The sequence below is a fragment of the Streptomyces sp. NWU339 genome, from assembly GCF_003143855.1.
In the GTDB taxonomy this organism is placed as follows: domain Bacteria; phylum Actinomycetota; class Actinomycetes; order Streptomycetales; family Streptomycetaceae; genus Streptomyces.
In genome coordinates this window covers 43,153-69,038 of the sequence record NZ_QFRK01000026.1, presented here as the reverse complement: position 1 = coordinate 69,038, position 25,886 = coordinate 43,153, and the positions used below count along the sequence as shown (strand labels likewise).

The window sequence follows — 25,886 nt, the reverse complement described above, 5'->3', positions numbered from 1 at the left end:
CCCTCACAGAGAGCGAGCAACCTGCATGACGTCGGTGAACGAGTCTCCAGCACGTCCCGCCCACCGCACGCCGGTGCCGCGGGTCGGACCGCTCGCGGGTGTCCGCGTGGCCGACTTCTGCTGGATGGGCGTCGGCTCCGTGGCCACGCGCATGCTCGCGGACTTCGGGGCCGAGGTGATCAAGATCGAGAACAGGCGCCGGATCGACCGGCCCCGCCTGCTCCCGATCTACAAGGGCGAGGCGCGCAACTACGGTGAGGAGGTACCCGACGCCGACCCGAACCGCGGAGGACTCCACAACAACTACAGCCGCAACAAGCTCGGCATCACGGTCGACATGAAGTCACCGAAGGGGCGCGACCTGGTCGACCGTCTGATCTCGGTGAGCAGCGTCGTGACGGAGAACTTCGCCCCGGGCGTGATGGAGCGCTGGGGACTCACCTACGAGCGGCTGGACGAACTGTCACCGAACGTCGTCTACGGACGCATGAGCGGGTTCGGGCACTCGGGCCCGCACGCGCACTTCAAGTCCTACGGACCGATCGTCCAGGCGGTCAGCGGACTGTCCTTCATCAGCGGACTTCCCGGCCGCGAGCCGTCCGGATGGGGGCTGTCCTACATGGACAACCAGGCGGCGTACTACAACTCGGCCGCACTCATGATGGCGATCCTGCGACGGAACAAGACAGGGCGCGGCGCCGAGGTCGACGTCTCCGCCGTCGAGGTCGGCATCTCGATGATCGGGCCCGACATGCTCGACGTGACCGTGAACGGCCACCACACCAGGCGTCCCGACTTCCCCCGCGGGAACCGGCTCGAGCATCCGCCCGCAGCGCCCCACGGGGTGTATCCGAGCGACAGTGACGATCGCTGGATCGCGATCGCCGTCTTCGGGGACGACGACTGGACGCGGTTCGTCGAGGCGATCGGACGGCCGGCCTGGACCGAGGATCCGCGGTTCGCGACCGAGGGGTCGCGCCGTGCCCACCAGGACGCGCTGGACGAGCACGTCACGGCCTGGACCCGGCAGCGCAGTCCCCGCGAGGCCATGCTGCTCCTGCAGTCGGCGGGTGTGGCCGCCGGTGCGGCGCAGACAGCCGAGGAGATCAACGAGTGGGACCCGCAGCTGCGGGAGCGCGGAATCTTCTTCGAGCTCGATCACCCGGTGATCGGCGAGGCCCGGTTCGAGGGGACGCCCGTCACGTTCTCGCGGACGCGCCAGCACACCTGGCGCTCCGCGCCACTGCTCGGTGAGGACAACCACCACGTGTTCGGCGACATGCTCGGGCTGACCGGCGACGAGATCGCAGAGCTCGAGTCGGAAGGGGTGATCTGACATGTGGGACGGCCCCACGTCGGAACTGACGTACAGCGGTCTGCGAGTCGTCGAACTCGCTCAGGATCCCCAGGGCGAGATCGTCGGCAAGCTGCTCGCCGACCAGGGCGCCGACGTCGTCAAGGTCGAGCCCCCCGGCGGATCGGCCGGCCGCAGGATCGGCCCGTGGGCACAGGGCCACGAGGGCGACCCCGACCACAGCCTGCACTTCTGGACGTACAACACGGGCAAGCGCAGTGTCGTCGTGGACACGTCCACAGCCGAGGGGCGTCAGGAGCGCGGGGCGCTCATCACCGACGCCGACGTGCTCATCACGTCGGCCGGCCCGCGCGACCTGGAGGCTGACGGACTCGATCTGCACGCGCTCGTCGACGAGTTGCCGCACCTGATCGTCCTGTCGGTCTCTCCGTTCGGGTTGACAGGCCCCTGGGCCGAGTGGCGTTCGAGCGACCTCGTGGCACTCGCCGCCGGCGGGATCCTCATGAGCTGCGGCTACGACGACCACACGATCCCGCCGATCAGGCCGGGTGGGAACCAGGCCTTCCAGATCGCGGCGAGCTTCGGCCACTGCGGGGTACTCCTCGCCCTGCTCGAACGGCAGGCCACGGGACTGGGTCAGCTGGTCGACGTCTCGATGCACGAGGCCGTGGCGGTCAGCGGGGAGCTGGCGAACCCGTACTGGTTCTACCCCCGGGTCCTCCTCGAACGACAGACGTGCCGGCACGCGCAGCCGTCGCCGACGCAGCCGGCTCTGTTCGAGTGCGCCGACGGCGTCCAGGTGTACTTCGCGCTGATCCTCAGCGACGACCGGACGTGGACGACGCTGGTCGAGTGGCTCACCACGCTGGGTCTCGACCTCGACCTGGGAGGTGAGGAGTACCTCTCGCTGGCGTACCGGCAGGAGCACTTCTCCCACATCCAGACGATCATGGAGTCGTTCTTCCTGATGCAGGACTCGGTCACGGTCTACGAGGAGGCCCAGCGCCGTGGCCTGCCGATCGGTCCGGTCTTCGCGCCCGAGCAGCTCCTCGACGATCCGCACCTGCGAGAGCGCGGCTTCTTCGTCCCGGTCGCGGCCGGTGACGGTGAGCCGGCTCTGTTCCCGGGGGCGCCGTTCCGGTTCTCGTACGGAACCGGCGGGCCGAAGGCGCCTCCGCGCCTCGGAGCGGACACCGCCGCGGTGGTGAGCGGTCTCGCCGCCGGCGAGGTGGCGTCGTGAGCGACACCTGGGTGCCGGACCGGTGCGCGGTCGTCGGCATCGGCACGACCGCGTACTCGAAGGCGTCCGGCGTCAGCGTCACCTCACTCGCTGCCGAGGCGTCGCTGGCCGCCATCGCGGACGCCGGGCTGGTTCCCGCCGACATCGACGGACTGATCCGCAGCGACTACGACGAGACGTCCCAGGTGGCACTGGCGGACGCGCTCGGCATCGACGACATCGCGTACTGGGGCCAGAACGGTCCCGGCGGTTCCGGCCCGGCGGCGATGGTCGGGCAGGCGGTGGCGGCGATCGTGTCCGGCCAGGCCACGAACGTCCTCGTCTACCGAGCGCTCAACGGCCGGTCGGGGCGGCGGCTGGGCAAGGGCGTGTCGGTCGACGGCGGCGTCGGGGGGAACTCGAGCTACCTCGAGCTGTTCTCACCGTACGGCGTCACCTCGCCCGGCCAGTTCTTCGCCATGATCGCCCGGCGCTACCAGGAGGAGTGGGGCCTGACGTCGGAGGCGCTCGCCGAGATCGCCATGGTGTGCCGCCGGCGAGCCAACGCGAACCCGGCGGCACAGATGTACGACCGTCCGTTGACGCTCGACGACTACTACGCGTCGAGGATGATCTCCGACCCACTGCGCCTCTACGACTTCTGTCTGGAGACGGACGGCGCGGCGGCGCTGGTCGTCACCTCGGCGGAGCGGGCGCGCGACTGCGCGCAGCCGCCGGCGATGATCCGTTCCGTCGCACAGGGCACGGGGACGCGGGTCGGGCCGGGACAGATGTATCCGGTGCTGATGGGGGAGAGCCTCGACACCCTCACCTCCCGGCGCGTCGCCGAGCGGCTCTACGCGCGTGCCGGCCTGACGGCGAGCGACGTCGATGTGGCGCAGCTCTACGACTGCTTCACCATCACGGTGTTCCTCCAACTGCCGGACTACGGATTCTGCGACCGGCTCGACGCGTCGGCCTTCGTCGAGGGCGGCGCGCTCGACGTCGGCGGACGGATCCCGATCAACACGGCAGGAGGCCAGTTGTCCGAGGCGTACATCCATGGCATGAACCACATCGTCGAGGGCGTCCGCCAGATCCGCGGAACGTCGACCGCTCAAGTCCCCGGGGCCGAGGTCTCGCTGGTCACCTCGGCGCCTCCGCCGGGGGCGAGCGCTCTGCTGCTGGTGTCGGCATGAGCGGGCTGGGAGGAGGGATCGGACTGCGTCCGATCACGGATGACCCCGACACGTCGGGATTCTTCGCCGCGGCCCGGGAGCACCGGCTCGTGGTCCAGACATGCCGCGCCTGCGCGCATCAGCAGCAGCCGCCCCGCCCGCGGTGCCGTTCCTGCCGCGGTGACGACCTCGGGTGGGAGGAGGTGCCCGGCGAGGGCAGGGTCCACACGTGGACCGTCGTCGAGCACCAGATCAACCCCCACTTCCCGGTTCCCTACACGTCGGTCCTGGTCGATGTCGAACCGCGACCCGGGGACCCGACCGTCCGTTTCCTCGGTCACCTGCCCGGCCGGCCGCACCTGCGCGTGGGCACGCCCGTGACCGTCGAGTTCATCGACCTCGGAGAGGACGTCGTCCTGCCCAACTGGGCGGTCGGCGCATCCGAGCCGTCCGCCACCTGAAGGAGAACACCATGGCGTGGGACTTCCAGACCGATCCGGAGTACCAGGCGAAGCTGGACTGGGTCGAGCAGTTCGTCCGCGAGGAGGTCGAGCCGGCCGATCGCATGTACGAGCACCCGCTCGACATGGCCGACCCCGTCCGAAACGCGATCATCAAGCCCCTGCAGCAGAAGGTGCGCGAGAAGGAGCTGTGGGCCTGCCACCTGGACCCGGAGCTCGGTGGCCCCGGCTACGGTCAGCTCAAGCTCGCGCTGCTCAACGAGCTGATCGGCACGACCCTCAGCGGCCCCGTTGTCTTCGGCACCCAGGCACCGGACTCGGGCAACTCGGAGGTGCTGGCGCACTTCGGCTCCGAGGAGCTCAAGCGTCGCTACCTGACCCCGCTGCTCGAGGGCGAGATCGCGTCGTGCTTCTCGATGACGGAGCCGACGGGAGGATCGGACCCGACGTCGTTCCGATGCCGGGCCGTGCGCGACGGCGACCACTACGTCGTGAACGGCGAGAAGTGGTTCTCGTCGAACGCCCGGTTCGCGAGCTTCCTCGTCCTCATGGCGGTGACCGATCCGGACGCACCGCGCCACCGTCGCGCGTCGATGTTCATCGTGCCGTCGGACACGCCGGGAATCGAGATCGTCCGCAACGTCGGCGTCACCGGCCACGCCGGTCACGAGGGGACGCACGCCTATGTCCGGTACAACGACGTGCGCATCCCCGCGGACCACCTGCTCGGCGAGGAGGGTGACGGCTTCAAGGTCGCGCAGGTGCGCCTCGGAGGCGGGCGCATCCACCACGCGATGCGCACCGTCGCGCTGGTGCGCCGCTCGCTGGACCTGATGCTCGAGCGGGCGGTCTCGCGCGAGACCCGTGGCCGGCGGCTCGGAGACCTGCAGCTGGTCCAGGAGATGATCGCGGACTCGTGGATCCAGCTCGAGCAGTTCCGGCTGTTCGTGCTGCGCACGGCGTGGAAGATCGACCAGGCCAAGGACTACAAGCAGGTCATCAAGGACATCGCAGGCGTGAAGGTCGCGATGCCGAGGGTGCTGCAGGACGTCGCCGGCCGTGCCCTGCAGCTGCACGGCTCGCTGGGGGTCTCGACCGAGATGCCCTTCGGCAAGTACGTCCTGGAGAGCTTCCACATGGCGATCGCCGACGGCGCGACGGAGGTGCACAAGCAGTCCGTGGCCAAGCAGCTGCTGCGCGACGTGACTCCCGCCCCCGACCTCTTCCCGTCGATGCACGTGCCGCGGCTCCAGGTCCAGGCGGAGGAGAAGTACGCCGGCCTCCTCGCGTCACTGCGGACGGACGCCCCGACCTCCGTGGAGGTGTGACGGATGATTCTGCAGGATGTCGAGGCGGCCGAGTTGCGGTCGGAGCTCACCGAGTGCGTTGCGCAGCTGGCCGAGCGCGTCGCGCCCCGCAGCGACGCGGTCGCCCGGGCCGATGTCGCGGCCGAGGGAGCGTTCGACCGTGAGCTGTGGGAACGCCTGATCCGCGAGGTCGGCATCCTCGGACTCGCGGTGCCGGAGGAGCAGGGCGGCGCCGGCGCGACCCACGCCGAGCTGGGCGCGGTCGTCGAGGTGTTGGGCCGGCGAACCGCGGCGGTTCCGCTGTTCGGCGCGGCACTGGCCATCGAGGCGCTCGTGACCGCGCTCGAGTCGCCGGCGGCCGGCGTGTGGCTGCCCGCACTGATCGACGGCAGCGCTCACGGCGCCGTCGCCTTCGCCGGCGACCTCCGCGCGGTCGAGGTCGACGGCGCCTGGCGGGTCACGGGATCGGCTCCGGCCGTCGTCGACGGATCCGTGGCAGACGTCCTCATCGCCGAGGCGTCGACCCCGGCCGGAGCGCGCTGGTTCGGAGTTGACGTCGCGGACGCGACCCGGGACCGGCACGAGACCCTGGACCTCGTCCGGGACATCACCACGCTGACCGTCGACGGTGCCCCCGCGACAGACCTCGGCGACGCCGTCACGGAAGGGCTGCGCAACAGGATCGAGGCGGTCGCCGATCTCCTGCTCGCCTGCGAACAGCTCGGCGTCGCCGAGCAGTCGCTGGAGGACGCCGTCGAGTACGCCAAGGTCCGCGAGCAGTTCGGCAGGGTCATCGGCTCCTTCCAGGCCGTCAAGCACGTGCTCGCCGACGTGGCGGTCGAAGCCGACCTGGCCCGGTCGCTCGTGGAGCACGCGGTGTGGGCGGCGGTCCAGAGCCCGCGGGACCTCCCGGAGACCTCGGCCATGGCCCTGTTGGCGGCGTCCCGCGCCGCCGTCCTCGCCAGCAGCGAGAACGTCCAGGTCCACGGTGGGATCGGGTTCAGCTGGGAGCACTCCGCTCATCTGCTGTTCCGGAAGGCGCGCAGCAACGAGATGATCCTGCACCCGCCGGCCGACCTGGCCGATCGGGTGCTCCGTGCGGAGGGGGTTCTCGCATGACGTACGCCGGAGCGGCTCCGCGGAGGGTCGTCGTCGTCGGTGGTGGAATCGGCGGCGGACGGACCTGTGCGGCGCTCCGATCGGCAGGCTTCGACGGCGAGATCGTACTGATCGGCGACGAGCTCCACGAGCCGTACGACCGACCGCCGTTGGCGAAGGCGTTCCTGCACGGCGACATCGACCTCGGCCTGGGCCTGGACCTGGCGGAGCTGGGGGTGGACTTCGCCCGCGGCGAGCGCGCCACGGGCCTGGACCTGGCACGGCGGCGTGTGACGACCGACCGGTCGGCACACGACTACGACTTCCTGGTGATCGCCACCGGGGCGCGCCCGGTCACCCTGCCCGGTGACGGGCCGCAGGTGACCCTGCGCACCCGTGAGGACGCCGAGCGCCTCCGCGAGTCCCTGGTGCCCGGCGCCCGGCTCGTCGTCATCGGCGCGGGCTGGATCGGTGCCGAGGTCAGCACCGCCGCGCTGACGCGCGGATGCCGGGTGACGTGCGTGGAGCTCGGCGCGACGCCGCTCGAGGGGCCGCTGGGCCCGGAGGTCGGGCGTCGGTTCCTGCCGTGGTGGCAGGAGGTGGACCTGCGCACGTCGACCGGGGTTCGCGAGGTCTCGGCGGACGGGGTGGTGCTCGCCGACGGCGAGCTCATCCCTGCGGACATCGTGGTGACGGGGGTGGGCGTGCGCGCCGAGACCGACTGGCTGGCCCGCGCCGGTCTCGCCGTCGAGGCAGGGGGAGTCGCCGTCGACGCGGACCGTCGGACCAGTGACCCCCACGTGTTCGCGGTGGGCGACGTGGCCGCGCGGTGGAGCGACCTGCTCGGTCGGCGGGTTCACTCCGGGCATTGGGACGAGGCGGTGAACGGTGCGCCGGCCGCGGCCGGCGCGATCATGGGCACGCCGAAGTCGGCCGACGACGTCCCCTACTTCTGGTCGGACCAGTTCGGCAGGAAGCTGCAGTATGTGGGTCAGCATCGCCCTGGGGATCGCATGTTCTTGAGGGGGCACGACGACCCGGAGCGGTGGGGCGCCGCCTGGATCGACGCCGAAGGGCGGCTCTCCGCACATCTCTCGGTGGGATTCCCGCGCTCGATGGTGCAGGCCCGGGCCGCGATCGCCGAGCGCAGGATCGTTGACCTGAGCCGGGTCGGATCGCTGACGGAGTCGTTCTGACGTGATCCGTCCTCCTGCTCCTGCGCTCCGCCCGTGGCGGGGCGGCATGAGGGGTGTCCGACTGAGCCCGGGCGGGTGGGTCGTTCCGGGTGGGGCACTCGTCGAGCCGGCCCGGGACGGCGAGTCCGCCGGATTCGGCGCGCGGTGGGCCGGTGACCGGGTGGTGCACCCCGTCGGCCGCGGATCCGCGCACCCGAGCCCGGGTGGACCGCGGCTCCCGCACAGGCCGGGTACGGCCCTCCTCGACGAACGGACGCCCCTGGCCGACCCGTTGGCCGCCCTGGCCGCCGTCGCAGGGGCGACCGGCACGACCGGGCCGGGGACGGCTGTGCTCGTCGCCGTGCTCCGGCACCCGCTCCTGGCCGCACGGGCCGTCGCGACGCTGCACGAGGTCTCGGGCGGGCGCTTACGGCCGGGGGCCGGCGCAGGCCGGTCGCAGGGGGAGTTCGCGGCGCTCGGTGCGCCGTTCGCCACGCGTGGCCGCGACGGCGACGACGAGATCGCCGTGCTCCGCCGGGTTTTCGCCGACGACCCCTCGGGCGACCGGCCGGACCGATGGGCGTTCGATCCCGTTCGGGTGAGCGCTGTGGTGCCCGGTGGGACGGCACTCGGCGGCTCAGTGATCGCGGGCGGCACCTCCCCGGCGGTCCTGCGCCGGGGAGCCGCTGCCGGAGACGGCTGGATCGTCTCCGGCGCGCCGCCCCCGGCGGAGGCGGCGCGGGCCAAGGCGGACATCAGCGAGATCCGCCAAGTTCCGGAACGGACCGGCCCGTTCATGTACATCGAGAGAGCCGACAGCGCGGACCGCGGACTGGTGGCGGAGCACGCCGCCGACGGGTTCGACGAGGTGATCGTGCGGGCCGACCGGATCCGGCGCGCCAGAGCCGTCGATGAGCGCCGGCAGACCCTCACGGAAGCGCCCTCGTCCATCGGTTGCGTACGGGATCATCCGCGTGCGGGCGTGGCATCAATTTATGGGAATGAATTCTTACGGGAGTGTCCTCGTCGTGCCAGTGGCCCCGGCGGAGGCACGAACGACAAGGTGCAAGCGAACTCCGAAGGGGAGTGGTCATGAGCAGCAAGGTGACGTCCGGAGACGGTGGGCGCGCGGGAATCCCCATCGCGGCCGGTGGATCGGTTCTTCGTCCGCTCAAGGCGGCCGAAGTCGTCGCCCGCGACGTGGTGCGCACGGTCCGGTCGCACGGACTGTGCACGGGAGACGGTCTCCCCTCCGAGGCGGAGATGCTGAAGTTGTACGGCGTGGGCCGGGAGTCGCTTCGTGAGGGACTTCGGCTTCTCGAGGTCCAGGGCATGATCTCGATCCGGCGCGGCCCCGGCGGAGGTCCATTGGTCGGCACGGTCGATTCGGCGAACCTGGGCCGGCTGCAGGCCCTGTACTTCCATCTGGCGGGCGCCTCCTACGACGAGCTGTTCGAGGCGTGGATCTTCGCCGAGTCGACCTTGGCGCGTCTGGCCGCCGCCAACCCCGACGCAGCGGCACGGGAGGCGGCGATGACTCCGTACCTGTCCGGTGACGTCGACGACGTGGCACACGACGATCTTGACGTGTACATGTCCGGACATGAGGGCTTTCACGGCGCGTTGGCGGCCCTGGCCGGCAACCGGGTCATCCAGGTGACGTTCCGGGCGTACGGTCAACTGGTCGCGCACCACTTCGCGACCGTCGGCGACGTTCGGACGATCCACGCCGCGCTCGTCGACGACCACCTCAGATTGGCCCAGGCGGTGCTGGACGGTGACGAGTCGGCTGCCGAGTCCTTGATGGAGTCGCACCTCGCCAACGTCCTGAACCTGCACAAGGAGCAGCTGGGTGATCTCCTCGACGGGGACGTCGAGTGGCTGTGACTCCTCGGCGTGTGCCCGGCGGCCGTGGAGGCCGTGAACCACGCCGCGATGCACCTTGACCTATTCATCATGATGAATTAGCTTGTGGTGACGTTCACACGCCACCACAGGAGGGACTCCGTCCATGGCCACCGTCCACGAGCCCGCCCCGACGCACGACGTCGCCGCCGTCCGGGCCGGTGACGAGTTCGACGAGCCGGCGCTTCGTTCCTGGCTGGTCGAGCACCTGCCGGGCCTGGACGGCGACATGGCGGTGATGCAGTTCCCGCGGGGCTCGGCGAACCTGACGTACCGGGTGTCCTTCGGCGACCGGCACCTCGTCGTGCGGCGCCCGCCGCTCGGCACCGTGGCCGCCGGGGCTCACGACATGGCACGCGAGCACCGGGTGCTGTCGCGTCTGCACGAGGCGTACGACCGCGCGCCCCGGGCGTTCCTCCACTGTTCGGACCCCGCGGTGATCGGGGCCGAGTTCTTCGTCTCGGAGTACCGCTCGGGATACGTGGTCTGGGAGCGCGTGCCTTCCGAGGTCAGCACCGACGTCGACGCGACCCGTCGCATCGGCCTTGCGGTGATCGACGCCCTGGCCGAGCTGCACGAGGTCGATCCCGCCTCCTGCGGACTCCAGGACCTCGGTCGGCCCGACGGATTCCTCGAGCGCCAGGTCGCCGGCTGGACCAAGCGCTGGCGGGCGGTCGCCGAGCAGTCGAACCTCCCGGACGCGGCCTCGACGAAGGCACTGGTCGACGAGGTCGGGGGTCGACTGGCCCGCACCATGCCCAGGAGCCAGGCGGCTGGGATCGTCCACAACGACTTCAAGATCGACAACTGCCAGTTCGCGGCAGGCGACCCCGACAGGGTCGCGTCGGTCTTCGACTGGGACATGGCCACCCTCGGCGACACGCTGGCGGACTTCGGGACCCTGCTCAACTACTGGCCCGACCACACGCTCCCCGCGGGAGACGTGGGTGCCTTCGTCGCCGCGTCCGCGACCCGCGGACTCGACCTGCCAAGCCGTGGCGAGGTGATCGAAAGGTACGCCGGCACCAGCTCGTACGACCTGTCGGACATCGGCTGGTACGAGGCGTTCGGGTGCTGGCGGACCGTGGTCATCCTCCAGCAGCTCTACGCACGCCACGTGCGCGGCGAGAGCCCGGATCCGCGGATGGCACAGCGAGGAGAAATGGTCCGGCCCCTCGCGCGCCGGGCGTTGGCCCTGCTGGGTGGTGCGGTGTGAGTGACCGACGAGCCCGATGTGAACACGAGAACTCCCTCCCGAGAGACGAACGAGGAGCAGGACGATGAAGACAGGGACCCGAGTGGTCAGCGCCGTGTGCGAGACGGAGGTGGTGGTCATCAAGGGCGCGGACGTCGTGCTGGAGTGCGGGGGCGTCGCCATGGTGGCCGCCCGGGACGGCGTCCGGGGCGAACCCGCCGCCGGGCACGATCACGGCACCCTTCTGGGGAAGCGCTACACCCACGAGAGCTCCGGACTCCAGGTCCTCTGCGTGAAGCCCGGGGCCGGAAGCCTGAGCGCCGACGGTGGGGCCCTGACCGAGCTCGCCGCCAAGAAGCTGCCCTCCTCGGACTGAGGCCGCAGATGAATGTGACAATGATCCTCGAGATGGTCTCGCAGGCAGCCGGCGACCGCGCGGCCGTCGTGTCGGGTGACCTGTGCTGGAACTACGACGAGCTGGCCGACCGCGCCCGCGCGCATGCCGCTGCCATCCGGGAGCGGGCCGTCACGTCGGTCGCCTACCTCGGTGAGAACTCGCCGGAGACGATCGCGCTGTTCTTCGGTTGCGCGATGGCGGGGGTCTCCTACGTCCCGGTGAACTATCGATGGACCGATGACCAGCTGGCGGAGGCGCTGCAGCGCATCGCCCCCGTCGCGGTGGTCACCGACGAGCGGTCCGCCTCCCGGGTGCCGGGCCTGCCCGGCGTCGAGCCGCTCCTCCTCCCCGGCGGTGGGGCACCGACCGAACCCCAGGACACCGACGGTGAGTTTCCCGCCGTGCTGCTGTTCACCAGCGGCACCAGCGGGACGCCGAAGGCGGCCGTCCTGCGGAACCGGCACCTGGTGCCGTACGTCGTCACGACCGTCGAGTTCCTCAACGCGTCCGAGGACGAGGCGATCCTCGTGTCCGTTCCGCCGTACCACATCGCAGCGGTGAGCTCGCTCCTCACCTCGGTCTACGCCGGCCGCCGGATCGTCCTCATGTCCGCGTTCGATCCGGCCGCCTGGGTGGAGGCCGCACGCCGCCACAAGGTGACGCAGGCCATGGTCGTCCCCACGATGCTGAACCGGATCCTCGACGAGGTCGAGCGTGACGGCCGGGGCCTGCCGGCACTGCGTCACCTCTCGTACGGTGGTGGCCGCATGCCCGTCGAGGTCATCGAGCGGGCCATGAGCCTGCTCCCGTCGCTGGACCTGGTGAACGCCTACGGGCTGACCGAGACGAGCTCGACCATCACGCTGCTGAGTCCGGACGATCACCGCGAGGCCGCGGCGAGCGACGATCCGTCGGTTCGCGCTCGCCTGGGTTCGGTCGGCCGGGCCCTGCCCACCGTCGAGATCGAGATCCGCGACGAGGACGGCCGGGTACTCGGTCCCCACGAGACCGGTGAGATCTGGGTCCGGGGCGACCAGGTCTCGGGCGAGTACCTCTCGCACTCGGCGGTCGGCGACGACGGCTGGTACCCGACCCGCGACCACGGCCATCTCGACGTGGACGGCTTCCTCTTCCTCCACGGCCGTGCCGACGACGTGATCGTCCGCGGCGGCGAGAACATCGCTCCCGGTGAGATCGAGGAGCGGCTCCGGTCGCACGCCTCGATCAAGGACGTCGCGGTGATCGGCGTCCCCGACACGGAGTGGGGGGAGCGGATCGAGGCCTTCGTCGTGCCGGCCGCCGGTGCCGCTGTCGTCGAGGACGACCTGCGCGAGTGGGTGCGGGAAGGGCTGCGGTCGACCCGGGTCCCGCAGAACTTCCACGTGCGCGAGGAGCTGCCCTACAACGAGATGGGCAAGCTGCTGCGGCGGGTGCTGAGGGCCGAGAGGGTCGCAGCCCTGGCGACGTCGCCGTGACCGGCTTTCCGGGGACGGGACGCGTGGAGCGGGGCCGGGAGACGCCGACGGGGGCCGGAACGGTCTCCGTCGGCGGCGTCCGATTGCCGGGAACGTGGACCGGGGCCACGATTGATCATGAGAAGTTGAGGATGCCATGACATACGTCATCACCCAGAACTGCTGCAACGATGCGTCCTGCGTGCCTGTGTGTCCGGTCAACTGCATCCACCCGACTCCCGAGGAGCCGGGGTACGGCACGACCGAGATGCTCTACATCGACCCGGACGGTTGCATCGACTGCGGGGCCTGTCTCGACGCCTGCCCGGTCAGCGCGATCGAGCCCGACTACGACCTTCCCGCGGAGTCGCTGCCGTTCCTCGAACTGAATGCGGCGTACTACCGGGATCCCGCCCATCGGGACTACGACCCGACGCCGTACAAGGAGCCCGCGCCGCGCACCTGGACGGGCGCGCCGACCGGCCCCCTGAAGGTGGCCGTCGTCGGCACCGGGCCCGCGGCGAGCTACGCCGTCCAGCACCTGCTGTCGCAACGCGGCGTCGACATCGCGATCGACGTCTTCGAGCGGCTGCTCACGCCATGGGGGCTCGTCCGGTTCGGCGTGGCGCCCGACCACCTGTCGACGAAGAACGCGGCCGAGCCGTTCGGCAGGGCGCTGCGCAGCAGGAACGTGCGGGTGTTCCTCGACGTCACGGTCGGTGAGGACGTGACGCACGAGCAGCTCGCCGAGCGCTATCACGCCGTCATGTACGGGGTGGGCGCGTCCCGCGACCGCCGACTGGGAGTCGAGGGCGAGGACCTGCCGGGGAGCCACGCCGCGACGGACTTCGTCGGCTGGTACAACGGCCATCCCGACCATGCGGCCTCCGAGTTCGACCTCGCCGTCGAGCGGGCGGTGATCGTCGGCAACGGGAACGTCGCGCTCGACGTCGCCAGGGTGCTCGCGAAGGATCCGGAGGCGCTCGTCGCGACCGATATCGCCGAGCACGCCCTCGAGGCACTGAGAGCGTCGTCGATCAAGGAGATCCGCGTGGTCGCCAGACGGGGGGCGGACGCCTCGGCCTTCACGACCCCCGAACTGATCGGTCTCAAGGAGGCGTTGGGGCCGCGGCTGATCCGGTCGGCCGACCTCGGGGCGCTCGGCGCCGGCGGGGCGCCACTCGACCGGTACAAGCGCGATCTCATCGAAGGGCTGCCGACCGAGGTACCGGACGGCGACCGGCCGGTGGTCGTCCTGGACTACTGCAAGACGCCGGTCGCCATCGTCGGCGACGAGCGAGTCGAGGCGGTCCGGTTCGCGCGGACGCGGATCGATCCCGGGACCGGCCCGACCTCGGTGACCGACGAGACGGACGACGTGTCCGCCGGCCTGGTCATCCGCTCCGTGGGCTACCGGGCGCAGCCGATCAAGGACCTGCCCTTCGACGAGGAGCGGGCGGTCGTGCCGAACGAGCACGGGCGGGTCGTCGACCCGTCCACGGGCACGACGGTCCCGGGCGCCTTCGTCACGGGCTGGGTCAAGCGCGGGCCCTCGGGCGTCATCGGAACCAACAGGCGATGTGCGCGTGAGACGGTCGACGCCCTGCTCGAGGACTGGGAAGTGGGACGGCTCGGCGAGCCGACCGATGCCACCGACGTCACATCGATCCTGCCGCGCGTCACCGACCTGGAGGCGTGGAAGGCCCTGGACGCCCACGAGAGGACGAGCGGCCGAGCCGCGGGCCGCCCGCGCGCCAAGGTGGCGGACAGGGACGCCCAACTGGCCGTGATCGCGGCAGCACTTTCGACCGACTGAACGAACCAGGAGACGGACGTGGACGAACGCATCGTCGTCATCGACGGGGCGCGGACCCCGATCGGCAGCTTCGGCGGCCGGTTCAAGGACGTGCCGGCGCACGAGCTCGGTGCGGCGGCGGTCACCGAGGCGATCAAGCGCTCGGGTGTGACCGTCGACGACCCCGCCGAGGTCGTGATGGGCTGCATCGGCCAGGTCGGCCCGGACGCGTACAACGCGCGGAGGGTGGCGATCGAAGCCGGCCTGCCGAAGTCGGTGCCGGCCTTCACCGTGAACAGGTTGTGCGGCAGCGGGCTGCAGGCGATCTGGTCCGCGGCGCAGGAGATGGTCTGGAACGGCCTGGACTTCACCGTCGCGGGCGGCGACGAGTCGATGACGCGGATGCCGTTCTACGACTTCGGCGCCCGGTCGGGCTACAAGCTGGGCAACCGGCCGCTGGTCGACGGAACCGTGGCGATACTGACCGACCCGTTCGGCGGCGTGCACATGGGCGTGACCGCCGAGGCGGTCGCCGAGAAGTACGGTGTCTCGCGCGAGGAGCAGGACGCGTTCGCGCTGCGGTCACAGCAGCGTGCGGCCTCGGACGCCGCGAAGGCGGCGTTCGAGGAGGAGATCGTCGCTGTCGAGGTGCGCGGCCGCCGTGGGGCGACCGTGGTCGACACGGACGAGCACCCCAAGCCCGGGACGACGCTGGAGGGTCTGGCCGGCCTGCGCCCGGCCTTCACCGAGGGCGGCACGGTGACAGCGGGCAACGCCTCGGGCATCAACGACGGCGCCGCCGCGGTCGTGCTGGCCAGGGAGTCCGTGGCGCGCGATCGTGGTGCGACCGGCCTGGTGGCGCTGGAGCAGGTCGCGACGGCGGCGATGGAGCCGGGGCTGATGGGGTACGCGCCCACGTTCGCGCTGCGCTCTCTGTTCGAGAAGACCGGTCTCACGCCGGCCGACATCGACATCGTCGAGCTGAACGAGGCCTTCGCGTCGCAGGCCGTCGCCGTGGCACGCGACACAGGCCTGGATCCGGAACGCACGAACCCGTACGGCGGCGCGATCGCGCTGGGCCACCCGGTCGGTGCGACCGGCGCGATCCTGTCGCTGCGAGTGGTGAAGCACCTGCGCCGCACTGGCGGTGAGTTCGGCATCGTCACCATGTGCATCGGCGGCGGCCAGGCCCTCGCCGCCCTCTTCCGCCGCCTCGACTGAGGCGAGACGCCGAGGCGTTCGGCGTCCCCGCCGCCAGGAGTGCGGTGGGGACGCCCACTCCTGTGGAGTCGCGATGCCGCACGCGGGAGGGGCCGACGGGCGTGTGCGTTCTCCCCTCCGCGGCCCGGGCCCGGAGGGCGGTGCCGTCCTCCGGGCGGGAAGAGCGGCTCCGGCCGCTGGAGGCCCGGGGCCGGCCTCGAGTCGGGCTGTGCGCCGGCCGCGGTGCTGCTCACCCACTGCCGACGTGAGTGCCGGCGTTCTGGCGGGCTGGAGCAGTCATGCGGCGGGACTGTCGAGGCCGGCTGCCGCGGTCCATGCCTGCCGGCCGGTGTGGATCTCCGGATCGGTGGGCCGGTCTCAGGCGTCGTAGGTGTAGAAGCCGCGGCCGTTCTTGCGGCCGAGGTGGCCCGCGGCGACCATGCGGCGCAGGAGGGCGGGCGGTGCGTACAGCGGTTCTTTGAACTCTTCGTACATCGACTCGGCCACCGCTTGGGCGGTGTCGAGACCGATGAGGTCGAGCAGGCGCAGCGGCCCCATGGGGTGGGCGCAGCCGAGTTCCATGCCCCGGTCGATGTCGTCCGGGCGTGCGGCGCCCGACTCCAGCATCCGCACGGCGCTGAGCAGATAGGGCACGAGCAGTGCGTTGACCACGAAGCCGGAGCGGTCGGGTGCCTGGATGGCCCGCTTGCCCAGTTGCCCGGCGAGGTCACGGGTGCGCTGCACGGTCTCCTGGCTGGTGGTGAGGGCCGGGATGAGCTCGACCAGCTGCTGCACGGGCACCGGGTTGAAGAAGTGCATGCCGATGACCTGCCCGGGGCGCTCGGTGGCGACGGCGAGGTCGACGATGGGGATCGAGGAGGTGTTGGTGGCCAGGATCGCCGCGGGGTCCTCGACCGCCTTGTCCAGGGCGCGGATGACGTCGGTCTTGATGTCGCGGTTCTCGGCGACGGCCTCGATGACGAACTGACGGTCGGCCATGTCGCCGAGGTCGTGGGTGAACGAGAGCCCGGCGAGGGCCTGGTCGCGTTGCTCCTCGCTGAGCTTGCCGTGGCGCACGCCCTTGTCGAGGGAGGCGGTGATACGGCGGCGGCCTGCCTCGGCGGCGTCATGGGTGGACTCGGCGACGCGGACGTCGAGGCCGTTGCGGGCGGCGACTTCGGCGATGCCGGAGCCCATCAGGCCGCAGCCGATGACACCGAGACGGGTAACGGGATCCATCTGAGGTCCTATCTGACGAAGAGCGCAGTCTTGCTTCCGGCCGGGTGAGGCACGGACGTCGCGGCGGTACCGGCCTCCGGCAACGGCCTTCGGCGGTCGGTTGAAGGGAAGGGAAGGGACGCGGGTGGTGTCCTCGAGGCCGGCGCCCATGGGACCGGGTACGGGTGGCGCGGCAGGCGGACGCCGGAGCGGCTGCCTGCCGACTTGAGCACGTCAGGGCCGAGGTGCGGCGGCACCCCGCTCGGATGCGGCGGGGTGCGGACCGCGGCCGTCGTACCGGCGGGTCAGACGTTGCGCCGGTATTGGCCTCCGACCTCGAAGAACGCCTCGGTGACCTGCTGCAGCGAGCAGACACGGGCGGCATCCATGAGGACCTCGAAGGCGTTGTCACCGTTGATCGCGGCTTCCTTGAGCCGGGCGATCGCCTTCGCGGCCTCCTCGCTGTGCGTGATCTGGAAGTCGTGGACCCGCTTGAGCTGGGACTCCTTCTCCTCCTCGGTGGCGCGGGCGAGTTCGAGCTCCTGGGGCTCGGCGTCGCCGCCGGGCCGACGGAAGGTGTTCACCCCGATGATGGGCAGCGTGCCGTCGTGCTTGCGCTGCTCGTAGAGCATGGACTCGTCCTGGATGCGGCCGCGTTGGTAGCCGGTCTCCATGGCGCCGAGTACGCCGCCGCGTTCGTTGATCCGGTCGAACTCGGCGAGCACCGCCTCTTCGACCAGGTCGGTGAGCTGGTCGATGACGAACGAGCCCTGCAGCGGGTTCTCGTTCATCGCCAGGCCCCACTCCCGGTTGATGATGAGCTGGATCGCCAGCGCGCGGCGTACGGACTCCGCGGACGGAGTGGTGACGGCCTCGTCGTAGGCGTTGGTGTGCAGCGAGTTGGCGTTGTCGTAGATGGCGATCAGCGCCTGCAGGGTGGTGCGGATGTCGTTGAAGTCCATCTCCTGGGCGTGCAGGGAGCGTCCGGAGGTCTGGACGTGGTACTTCAACTTCTGGGAACGCTCGTTGGCGCCGTACTTCTCCTTCATCGCGACGGCCCAGATCCGGCGGGCGACCCGGCCGAGCACGGAGTACTCGGGGTCCATGCCGTTGGAGAAGAAGAACGACAGGTTCGGCGCGAAGTCGTCGATGTGCATGCCGCGCGCCAGGTAGGCCTCGACGTAGGTGAACCCGTTGGCGAGGGTGAACGCGAGCTGGCTGATCGGGTTCGCGCCGGCCTCGGCGATGTGGTAGCCGGAGATCGAGACGGAGTAGAAGTTGCGGACGTGCTGATGGATGAACCACTCCTGGATGTCGGCCATCATCCGCAGGCTGAACTCGGTGGAGAACAGACAGGTGTTCTGGCCCTGGTCCTCCTTCAGGATGTCGGCCTGCACCGTGCCGCGCACGTTCGCCAGCGCGTGCGCGCGCAGCTCGGCCGCCTCCGAGGGCGAGGGATCGCGGCCCTCGGCAGCGCGGAACTTCTCGACCTGCTGGTCGATGACGGTGTTGAGGAAGAAGGCCAGCACCGTGGGCGCCGGACCATTGATCGTCATCGACACCGAGGTGGTGGGCGCGACCAGGTCGAAGCCGTCGTAGAGCGTCTTCATGTCCTGCAGCGTCGCGACGGAGACGCCGGAGGTGCCGACCTTGCCGTAGATGTCGGGACGTTCGTCGGGGTCACGGCCGTACAGGGTGACCGAGTCGAAGGCGGTGGACAGCCGGGTGGCCGGCTGGTCCTCGGAGAGCAGCTTGAACCGCCGGTTGGTGCGGAAGGGATCGCCTTCGCCGGCGAACATCCGGGCCGGGTCCTCGCCATCGCGCTTGAACGGGAACACCCCGGCGGTGAACGGGAAGTAGCCGGGCAGGTTCTCCCGGCGCCAGAACCTCACCAGCTCTCCGTGGTCGGCGAACGCGGGCAGCGCCACGCGGGGGACCTTGTTGCCCGACAGGGACTCGCGGGTCAGCTTGGTGCGGATCTCCTTGTCCCTGACCTTCACGACCTGCTCGTCGCCGGAGTAGGACTCCACGACGGCGGGCCAGTTCGCGATCTGCTCCGCGACCTGGTGGGGGAGCTGCTTGCGTGCCTCTTCCAGCAGCGCGGCCACGTTGCCGGCGTCGGACCCGGCCCGGACGAGCTCGCCCTGGACGATGTCCAGGCGCTGCACCCGCCGGGCCGCCTCGGCGACTCGTCCGGTCTCGGCGTGGTAGGCGCGGACCGTTTCGGTGATCTCGGCGAGGTAGCGCACCCGGTCCGCGGGCACCACCTGCCGGATGCCGGAGGAGTGGCGTACGTCGACCGTGGGCAGCGTGCCCTCGGACAGCGGAAGCCCCTTCTCGCCCAGGGCGGTCCTCAGGTGCTGGTAGAGCGCGGTGACACCGTCGTCGTTGAACGTGGCCGCCGCGGTGCCGAACACCGGCATGTCCTCGGGCCTCTTGTCGAACGCCTCGCGGTTGCGGACCAGTTGGCGGGCCACGTCGCGCAGGGCGTCCTTGGCACCGCGCCGCTCGAACTTGTTGATGGCCACCACGTCGGCGAAGTCGAGCATGTCGATCTTCTCCAGCTGCGAGGCGGCGCCGAACTCCGGCGTCATCACGTACATCGGGATGTCGACGAACGGCACGATCGCCGCGTCGCCCTGGCCGATGCCCGGCGTCTCCACGATCACCAGGTCGAACCCGGCGGCCTTGACCACGTCGATCACATCGGCCAGGTGCTCGGGCAGCTCGTGACTGCCGCGGGTGGCGAGGCTGCGGAAGAAGACCCGTTCCCCGTCCAGGGAGTTCATCCGGATCCGGTCACCGAGCAGTGCGCCGCCGCCGCGGCGGCGGGTCGGGTCGACGGCGATCACCGCGATCCGCAGCCTGTCCTGCTGGTCGACACGGAACCGGCGCACCAGTTCGTCCGTCAGCGACGATTTCCCGGAGCCGCCGGTTCCGGTGATACCGAGAACGGGCGTGACCCGCTCCGCCGCAGCGGCGCGCAGCCGCTCCAGGAGATCCATGGGCAGCTTGCCGAGCTCCGCGCCCGTGATGGCACGAGCGACCGCGAACCGGTCGCCGGCGAGCACGGCGGCGGCGTCGGTCGACCTGCCGTCCCAGAGGTCGAAGTCGCAGTCCCGGATCACCGAGTTGACCATCCCGGCGAGGCCCATCCGCTGGCCGTCCTCGGGGGAGAAGATGGTCACACCGCTCTTGCGCAGTCGGGCGATCTCCTCGGGCACGATCACGCCGCCGCCACCGCCCACCACGCGGATGTGCTTCGCCCCCCGCTCGCGCAGCGACTCGACCAGGTACTCGAAGTACTCGACGTGCCCGCCCTGGTAGGACGAGACCGCCACGCCGTGTGCGTCCTCCTCGAGTGCCGCGTCCACGACTTCCCGCACTGACCGGTTGTGTCCGAGGTGGATCACCTCGGCGCCTTGGGACTGGAAGATGCGCCGCATGATGTTGATCGACGCGTCGTGCCCGTCGAACAGGGCCGAAGCGGTGACCAGGCGGACGGGATGCACGGGGCGGTGCAGTTCGTTCATGGAGGCCTTCCCGGACGGTACGGGGGAGAGTTGGCTGGAGAAATACTAGGACGCCCTAGTAAATTGCAGCAGGTGATGGTTGTGTGACGGCAAGCACAGGCCAGGGGTGTTTCCGGTGATCGGGACCGTGCGGGCGCACCTCGCCGAGCAGCGTCACGACGCTGGTCGGACCCCGCGCGGCAACGGGCCGTTCAGCGGGCCCTCATGGCCCGGGCGTCGAACCCGCCGAGCGCGTCGGCGCCGACCTCGGCGTTGTGGGCGTGCGCCATGTGGTGCAGACCGAAGACGGAGTCCATGCCGGCGCGCATGCCCTGGAGGTCCTCAGCCTGGTTGACTGCCTTCTTGGTCAGGGCCAGGCCGAAGGCGGGCATCTGCGCCATCCGCTCGGCGATGGCGAACACCGTGCCCTCGAGCTGTTCGCGCGGCACAACGTGGTTCACCATGCCGAGCTCGTGCGCCCGTGCGGCGGAGAACCGATCGCCGGTGAAGAGGAACTCCTTGGCTGCCCGGGGGTTCATCATCCACGGGTGGGCGAAATACTCCACCCCGGGGATGCCCATCCGGACCACGGGATCGGAGAAGAAGGCGTCGTCGGAGGCGACGATGAAGTCGCACGACCAGGCGAGCATCAAACCACCGGCGATGCAGGCCCCGTGAACCATGGCGATAACGGGCTTGGGAATCTCGCGCCAGCGTCGGCACATGCCGAGATAGACCTCGGACTCGCGGGCGTACCTCGCGTCGACGCCCTCGCGGTCGACGTGGTCCCAGTGGATGATGGCGCGACGGTCGAACGACTGGTGGGCGTCGCGCCCCGGTGTGCCGATGTCGTGGCCGGCGCAGAAGTGCTGTCCGGCCCCGCGGAGGACGATGACTCGCGCCGAGTCGTCGTTCACCGCCCGGGTGAACGCGTCGTCCAGGGCGTACGTCATCGCGGAGTTCTGGGCGTTGCGGTACTCGGGCCTGTTCAAGGTGATCAGCGCGACGGAGTCGCGTCGTTCGTACGTGATCGGGCCGGAGCCGGGGATAGCGTCTGCCATGTGCGGACGCTAGCACGAGATCGCTAATTCGTCATGAGGAATAGGGGGTGCCGGGGAGGGTTTCGTGTCAACGGACCCGAACTTGTGCTCGCGAGCGGTTTCAGTATGAAGTTGGGAGCGAGACCCAGTCGGAAGGATGCGCCAGGTGAGTAGCAGGAACGGGAGTGGCTCGGCGGCGATCCCGATCGCCACAGGTGGGTCGGTCCTCAGGCCCCTCAAGGCCGCAGAGGTGGTTGCTCGCAATGTCGTGCGCGCGATCCGGGCGCAAGGGCTGCAGCCGGGAGACGGCTTGCCCTCGGAGGCCGAGATGGTGAAGCAGTACGGCGTGAGCCGCGAGTCGTTGCGGGAGGGGTTGAGGCTCCTCGAGGTCCAGGGAATGATCACCATCCGCCGTGGGCCGGGTGGCGGGCCGCTCGTGGGAACCGTCGACTCCGCCAACCTGGGCCGGATGGAGGCGCTCTACTTCCATCTGGCGGGAGCGACCTATGGCGAACTGTTCGATGCGTGGCTGTTCGCGGAGCCGACGCTCGCGCGCATGGCTGCCGCGAATCCGGACGCCGCCCTGCGGGAGTCCGCGATGGCGCCCTACCTCTCGGGCGACGTCGAGGAGGAGGCGCACGACGATCTCGACATCTACGTGTCCGGGCACGAGGGGTTCCACGGTGCCGTCGCGGCGCTGTCGGGAAACAAGGTCTTCCAGGTGACCTTCCGCGCCTACGGGCAGTTGGTGGCCCACCACCTCGCCACCGTGGCGGATGTGCGGACCATCCATCAGACGCTGGCGCACGACCACGTCAAGCTGGCCCGGGTCATCGTCGACGGCGACCCCAAGAAGGCGGAGGCCATGATGCGCACGCACCTGACGAACATCGTCAATCTGCACCGGGCCAGTATGGGCGATCTGCTCGAAGACGACGTGGAGTGGCTCTAGCCTCCGCGTTTCAGTTGGGCTCGCTCGCCCGGGCCCACGCTCCTTGCCCTCACCGGCCGGTGAAGGAGGCGAGGAGCGCGACGGCCTCCTCACGCCCGACCGCCTCCCCTATCACGCGGGCCTCCTCCCGCCCCATCTGCTCGCGCGGCATGTGCCAGGCGCGCAACAGGCGCTTGGCCTGACCGAGGGCGAACGCCGGTCCGGACGCGAGCCGTTGACCGAGCTCGAGAGCCCTCTCCTGGAGAACCTCGTCGTTCACCACCTCGGTGACCAGCCCCCACTGGTGTGCTTCGGCAGCGGTGAGCGTACGGCCCGTCAGAGCCAGCTCGAGGGCGCGGACCTGACCGATGGCCCGCGGAAGGAGGTAGGAGGTGCCGCAGTCGGGGGTCAGGCCGACCCCCGCGTAGGCCATGAGGAACTTCGTCGAGGCGGCTGAGACGATCACGTCGCAGCTGAGCATCAGGGCCAGCCCGGCTCCCGCCACGGACCCCTGTACTGCGGCAACGACGGGTGTGGGCAGGGCGGCCAGGCGCTGCAGGGCCTGGTCGAGAGTGTCGGCCAGCTCCTCCAGGTAGCCCGATCGGTCCGCCGCGGCTGCCATCGCCGCCACATCCCCTCCGGCACAGAACCGCCGGCCCTCGCCGCAGATGAGCACCGCCCGCACGGCGGGATCGTCGGCCGCCCGGTCCACCGCCGCGCCCAAGGCACGAGCAGTGGGCAGGTCCACCGCGTTCGCCCGGTTCGGCCGGGCCAGCGTGATGCGGGCCAGGCCGTCCTGGCGTGCGTAACGGACGAGGTCCTCGGTCCGGTCGTGGTTCTGCGTCATCTGTGTGCTCCTTCCTGGTCGAGGGGGTGCGGACTGGGCGGGCAGTACCGCAGGTGTAGAAGTGGGGGAGAGCGCGGCCGACGCATGGCCACCGCCACGCATGGTCGCCACGCCCGGCTCCGGGTGACGCCGGACGAGGTCCTTGGCGGGCCGATCACCGTCAGGGGGTGACTGTGCTCGGTAAGGGCGCCCACGTCAACATCGGACTGATCGTCCCGCACGCGACATGGCCCGGAAGACGTCTGCTGGAGGGCGAGGAGGAGGACCACGCTGCCCACCGCAAGGACCGCGCGCCCACGCCGGGCACCCGTTGCGGCCCGTGCGCATCCTATGGTGCTGAGTTCCCTGTGTAAAGGAACTGAGTTTCATTCCTCGGGGTGGTGATCAGCTCTCGTGGAGAGTGGATTCGATCTTGCGAACCACGTGCCACAGCGGCGTCTTGCGCGTGGTGATCAGGACGACGACGTCGTCGCCCTCTCCGCTGTCGCCCGCAGCCGCGGCCGCGGCCGGGCCTTCCGGGCCCCAGGAGTTCTGCACGAACGCGAGAGCGGCGTCCATGCGCGCCGAGACGTCTCCCTGGCCTCCGGAACGGAGCCATGAACGAAGCGCGTTGTTGTGGGCAGCCACCACGGAGGCGGCGATGACATCCGCCCGCAGGGTTCCGTCGGATCGGCTCGCGAAGCGTCGGCGGAGGTAGGCGGCGAGGGTGCCCTCGTATCGCCGCACCACGGACAACTCGTGGTTGCGGAGCGCCGGCACGCTCTTGGTGAGGCGATACCGCTGGATGGCGAAGGTGGGGTTGCCGGCGTACATCCGCATGACGAGGCGAGCGGCGTCACAGACCCGGGTCACCGGTTCCACGTTCTCGCCGCTGCTGTCCTGGAGGAAGGTCGTCATCTCGGCCAGACAGCCCTCATGATCGGGGAAGACCACGTCCTCCTTGGACGGGAAGTACCGGAAGAAGGAGCTGCGGCCCACGCCGGCGAGCCGGACGATGTCGTCGATCGTGGTCCGCTCGAAGCCGCGCTCGAGGAACAGTTGGAACGCCGCCGCGATCAGGGCGTCCCGCTTCGGTCGCTTCACGGAGTTGCCGCCGACTGTCCGGCCGTGTCCCTGCGCCTCGTCCATGGAGGGGAACATAACACCCGCCTGAGTCGATCCCGGCGGGCGAGCTCGGGTGTGCGTGGTCACAGAGAAGGGCTGGAAAAAATGGAACTCGGTGTGCATAATTTCGATACTGAGTTCCATCGCTAGGTCATCACCGGTTTCTGTACGCTCCGGCCGTTTTCACGGCCGGAGCAGAGTTGGGACGTCCTTGTCATGAGTCAGGACTTCGACCTGTACCGCCCGTCCGAGGAGCACGACATGCTCCGCGACGCCGTCCGCTCGCTGGCCGAGGCGAAGATCGCGCCGTACGCCGCCGCGGTGGACGAGGAGGCCCGCTTCCCCCGGGAGGCGCTGGACGCGCTGACCGCCAACGACCTGCACGCCGTGCACGTGCCCGAGGCGTACGGCGGCGCGGGCGCCGACGCGCTGGCCACCGTCATCGTGATCGAGGAGGTSGCCCGGGTCTGCGCCTCCTCCTCGCTGATCCCCGCGGTGAACAAGCTCGGCTCCCTCCCGGTGCTCCTCGCCGGCTCCGAGGCGCTGAAGAAGCAGTACCTCACCCCGCTCGCCCGGGGCCGGGCGATGTTCTCCTACTGCCTGTCCGAGCCGGACGCCGGCTCGGACGCGGCCGGCATGAAGACCCGGGCGGTCCGCGACGGCGACACCTACGTCCTGAGCGGCGTCAAGCGCTGGATCACCAACGCCGGCGAGTCCGAGTTCTACACGGTGATGGCGGTCACCGATCCCACCAAGCGCTCGAGGGGCATCTCCGCCTTCGTCGTGGAGAAGTCCGACCCGGGCGTCTCCTTCGGCGCCCCGGAGCGGAAGCTCGGCATCAAGGGCTCGCCGACCCGCGAGGTSTACCTGGACCAGGTCCGCATCCCCGCCGACCGGATGATCGGCGCGGAGGGCACCGGCTTCGCCACCGCGATGCGGACCCTGGACCACACCCGCRTCACCATCGCCGCCCAGGCGCTGGGCATCGCCCAGGGCGCCCTGGACTACGCCAAGGGCTACGTCACCGAGCGCCGGCAGTTCGGCCGGCCGATCGCCGACTTCCAGGGCGTGCAGTTCATGCTGGCCGACATGGCCATGAAGATCGAGGCCGCCCGCCAGCTCACCTACGCGGCCGCGGCCAGGTCCGAGCGCGTCGCCGCCGGAGGTGGAGAGGGGGGCCTGACCTTCCAGGGCGCCGCCGCCAAGTGCTTCGCCTCCGACGTGGCCATGGAGGTCACCACGGACGCCGTCCAGCTCCTCGGCGGCTACGGCTACACCCGTGACTACCCGGTGGAGCGGATGATGCGGGACGCGAAGATCACGCAGATCTATGAGGGCACCAACCAGGTCCAGCGGATCGTCATGGCCCGCAACCTGCCGTAGCGGCCGACGGACCGAGGACCGAAGGGTGCCCGGCGACCGGGCACCCTTCGCTTTTCACCGGGCGCCTCGGGGCGCCCGCGCACCTTCTTGTCGCCGTCGGTGCTTCCAGCAGGCGTCGGGTGCGTCGTGTCCCGTACCGGAGCGGGGGCCGG

The 25,886-nt window shown here is 70.3% G+C and carries 21 protein-coding genes; 16 read left to right on the top strand and 5 right to left on the bottom strand.

Features of this window, described 5'->3' with window-relative positions; genetic code table 11:
• Positions 1–25: 25 nt before the first annotated feature.
• The 14 genes from DIZ27_RS26815 to DIZ27_RS26750 all read left to right on the top strand — a co-directional run bounded on the left by DIZ27_RS26815 (position 26) and on the right by DIZ27_RS26750 (position 15,720).
• Positions 26–1,336, top strand: a complete 1,311-nt coding sequence (locus tag DIZ27_RS26815) for a CaiB/BaiF CoA-transferase family protein (RefSeq protein ID WP_109381026.1) — start codon at positions 26–28, stop codon at positions 1,334–1,336.
• Position 1,337: 1 nt separating this feature from the next.
• Positions 1,338–2,555, top strand: a complete 1,218-nt coding sequence (locus tag DIZ27_RS26810; RefSeq protein WP_109381025.1) for a CaiB/BaiF CoA-transferase family protein — start codon at positions 1,338–1,340, stop codon at positions 2,553–2,555.
• The gene (locus tag DIZ27_RS26805) at positions 2,552–3,733 is read left to right on the top strand and encodes a lipid-transfer protein (RefSeq protein ID WP_109381024.1); all 1,182 of its coding nucleotides are present in this window, start codon (positions 2,552–2,554) and stop codon (positions 3,731–3,733) included. Before DIZ27_RS26810 ends, DIZ27_RS26805 begins: the two co-directional genes overlap by 4 nt.
• The gene (locus tag DIZ27_RS26800; RefSeq protein ID WP_109381023.1) at positions 3,730–4,173 is read left to right on the top strand and encodes a Zn-ribbon domain-containing OB-fold protein; all 444 of its coding nucleotides are present in this window, start codon (positions 3,730–3,732) and stop codon (positions 4,171–4,173) included. Before DIZ27_RS26805 ends, DIZ27_RS26800 begins: the two co-directional genes overlap by 4 nt.
• 11 nt (positions 4,174–4,184) lie before the next feature.
• Positions 4,185–5,501: an acyl-CoA dehydrogenase family protein gene (locus tag DIZ27_RS26795; protein WP_109381022.1), complete on the top strand. Its 1,317-nt coding sequence runs from the start codon at positions 4,185–4,187 to the stop codon at positions 5,499–5,501.
• 3 nt (positions 5,502–5,504) lie between these two features.
• Positions 5,505–6,599: an acyl-CoA dehydrogenase family protein gene (locus tag DIZ27_RS26790; protein WP_109381021.1), complete on the top strand. Its 1,095-nt coding sequence runs from the start codon at positions 5,505–5,507 to the stop codon at positions 6,597–6,599.
• Positions 6,596–7,774 carry an NAD(P)/FAD-dependent oxidoreductase gene (locus tag DIZ27_RS26785; protein ID WP_109381020.1) on the top strand — a complete coding sequence of 393 codons (1,179 nt, stop codon included), beginning with the start codon at positions 6,596–6,598 and terminating at the stop codon, positions 7,772–7,774. Before DIZ27_RS26790 ends, DIZ27_RS26785 begins: the two co-directional genes overlap by 4 nt.
• A 46-nt stretch (positions 7,775–7,820) precedes the next feature.
• Positions 7,821–8,849, top strand: coding sequence for an LLM class flavin-dependent oxidoreductase (locus DIZ27_RS26780; protein ID WP_109381019.1), 1,029 nt, complete (start codon positions 7,821–7,823; stop codon positions 8,847–8,849).
• The gene (locus DIZ27_RS26775; RefSeq protein WP_109381018.1) at positions 8,846–9,640 is read left to right on the top strand and encodes a FadR/GntR family transcriptional regulator; all 795 of its coding nucleotides are present in this window, start codon (positions 8,846–8,848) and stop codon (positions 9,638–9,640) included. Before DIZ27_RS26780 ends, DIZ27_RS26775 begins: the two co-directional genes overlap by 4 nt.
• A gap of 124 nt (positions 9,641–9,764) precedes the next feature.
• Positions 9,765–10,874, top strand: a complete 1,110-nt coding sequence (locus DIZ27_RS26770; protein ID WP_109381017.1) for a phosphotransferase family protein — start codon at positions 9,765–9,767, stop codon at positions 10,872–10,874.
• Between the two features lie 64 nt (positions 10,875–10,938).
• Positions 10,939–11,229, top strand: coding sequence for a hypothetical protein (locus DIZ27_RS26765; RefSeq protein ID WP_109381016.1), 291 nt, complete (start codon positions 10,939–10,941; stop codon positions 11,227–11,229).
• 8 nt (positions 11,230–11,237) lie between these two features.
• Positions 11,238–12,725, top strand: a complete 1,488-nt coding sequence (locus DIZ27_RS26760; RefSeq protein WP_109381015.1) for a class I adenylate-forming enzyme family protein — start codon at positions 11,238–11,240, stop codon at positions 12,723–12,725.
• Positions 12,726–12,861: 136 nt separating this feature from the next.
• A complete protein-coding gene (locus DIZ27_RS26755) occupies positions 12,862–14,520 on the top strand; it encodes an FAD-dependent oxidoreductase (protein ID WP_109381014.1) in 1,659 nt (552 codons plus the stop codon).
• Between the two features lie 18 nt (positions 14,521–14,538).
• Positions 14,539–15,720, top strand: coding sequence for a thiolase family protein (locus tag DIZ27_RS26750; protein WP_109381013.1), 1,182 nt, complete (start codon positions 14,539–14,541; stop codon positions 15,718–15,720).
• Between the two features lie 357 nt (positions 15,721–16,077).
• Here DIZ27_RS26750 and DIZ27_RS26745 read toward each other — a convergent pair whose 3' ends face one another.
• The 3 genes from DIZ27_RS26745 to DIZ27_RS26735 all read right to left on the bottom strand — a co-directional run bounded on the left by DIZ27_RS26745 (position 16,078) and on the right by DIZ27_RS26735 (position 21,490).
• On the bottom strand, positions 16,078–16,938 hold the full coding sequence (locus tag DIZ27_RS26745) for a 3-hydroxybutyryl-CoA dehydrogenase (protein WP_109381012.1): 861 nt from the start codon (positions 16,936–16,938) through the stop codon (positions 16,078–16,080).
• 284 nt (positions 16,939–17,222) lie between these two features.
• Positions 17,223–20,450, bottom strand: coding sequence for a fused isobutyryl-CoA mutase/GTPase IcmF (icmF, locus tag DIZ27_RS26740; RefSeq protein WP_109381011.1), 3,228 nt, complete (start codon positions 20,448–20,450; stop codon positions 17,223–17,225).
• Between the two features lie 191 nt (positions 20,451–20,641).
• The gene (locus tag DIZ27_RS26735; protein ID WP_109381010.1) at positions 20,642–21,490 is read right to left on the bottom strand and encodes an enoyl-CoA hydratase; all 849 of its coding nucleotides are present in this window, start codon (positions 21,488–21,490) and stop codon (positions 20,642–20,644) included.
• A gap of 136 nt (positions 21,491–21,626) precedes the next feature.
• Here DIZ27_RS26735 and DIZ27_RS26730 point away from each other — a divergent pair, with 136 nt between their 5' ends.
• The gene (locus tag DIZ27_RS26730; RefSeq protein WP_109381009.1) at positions 21,627–22,421 is read left to right on the top strand and encodes a FadR/GntR family transcriptional regulator; all 795 of its coding nucleotides are present in this window, start codon (positions 21,627–21,629) and stop codon (positions 22,419–22,421) included.
• Positions 22,422–22,470: 49 nt separating this feature from the next.
• Here DIZ27_RS26730 and DIZ27_RS26725 read toward each other — a convergent pair whose 3' ends face one another.
• Both DIZ27_RS26725 and DIZ27_RS26720 read right to left on the bottom strand, forming a co-directional pair.
• A complete protein-coding gene (locus DIZ27_RS26725; RefSeq protein ID WP_109381008.1) occupies positions 22,471–23,247 on the bottom strand; it encodes an enoyl-CoA hydratase/isomerase family protein in 777 nt (258 codons plus the stop codon).
• Positions 23,248–23,631: 384 nt separating this feature from the next.
• Positions 23,632–24,375, bottom strand: coding sequence for a TetR family transcriptional regulator (locus tag DIZ27_RS26720; RefSeq protein ID WP_109381091.1), 744 nt, complete (start codon positions 24,373–24,375; stop codon positions 23,632–23,634).
• A gap of 192 nt (positions 24,376–24,567) precedes the next feature.
• On the opposite strand from DIZ27_RS26720, the gene DIZ27_RS26715 reads away from it, so the two are divergent.
• Entirely contained in the window at positions 24,568–25,734 is a 1,167-nt protein-coding gene (locus tag DIZ27_RS26715) for an acyl-CoA dehydrogenase family protein (protein WP_109381007.1), read from the top strand.
• Positions 25,735–25,886: the final 152 nt, after the last annotated feature.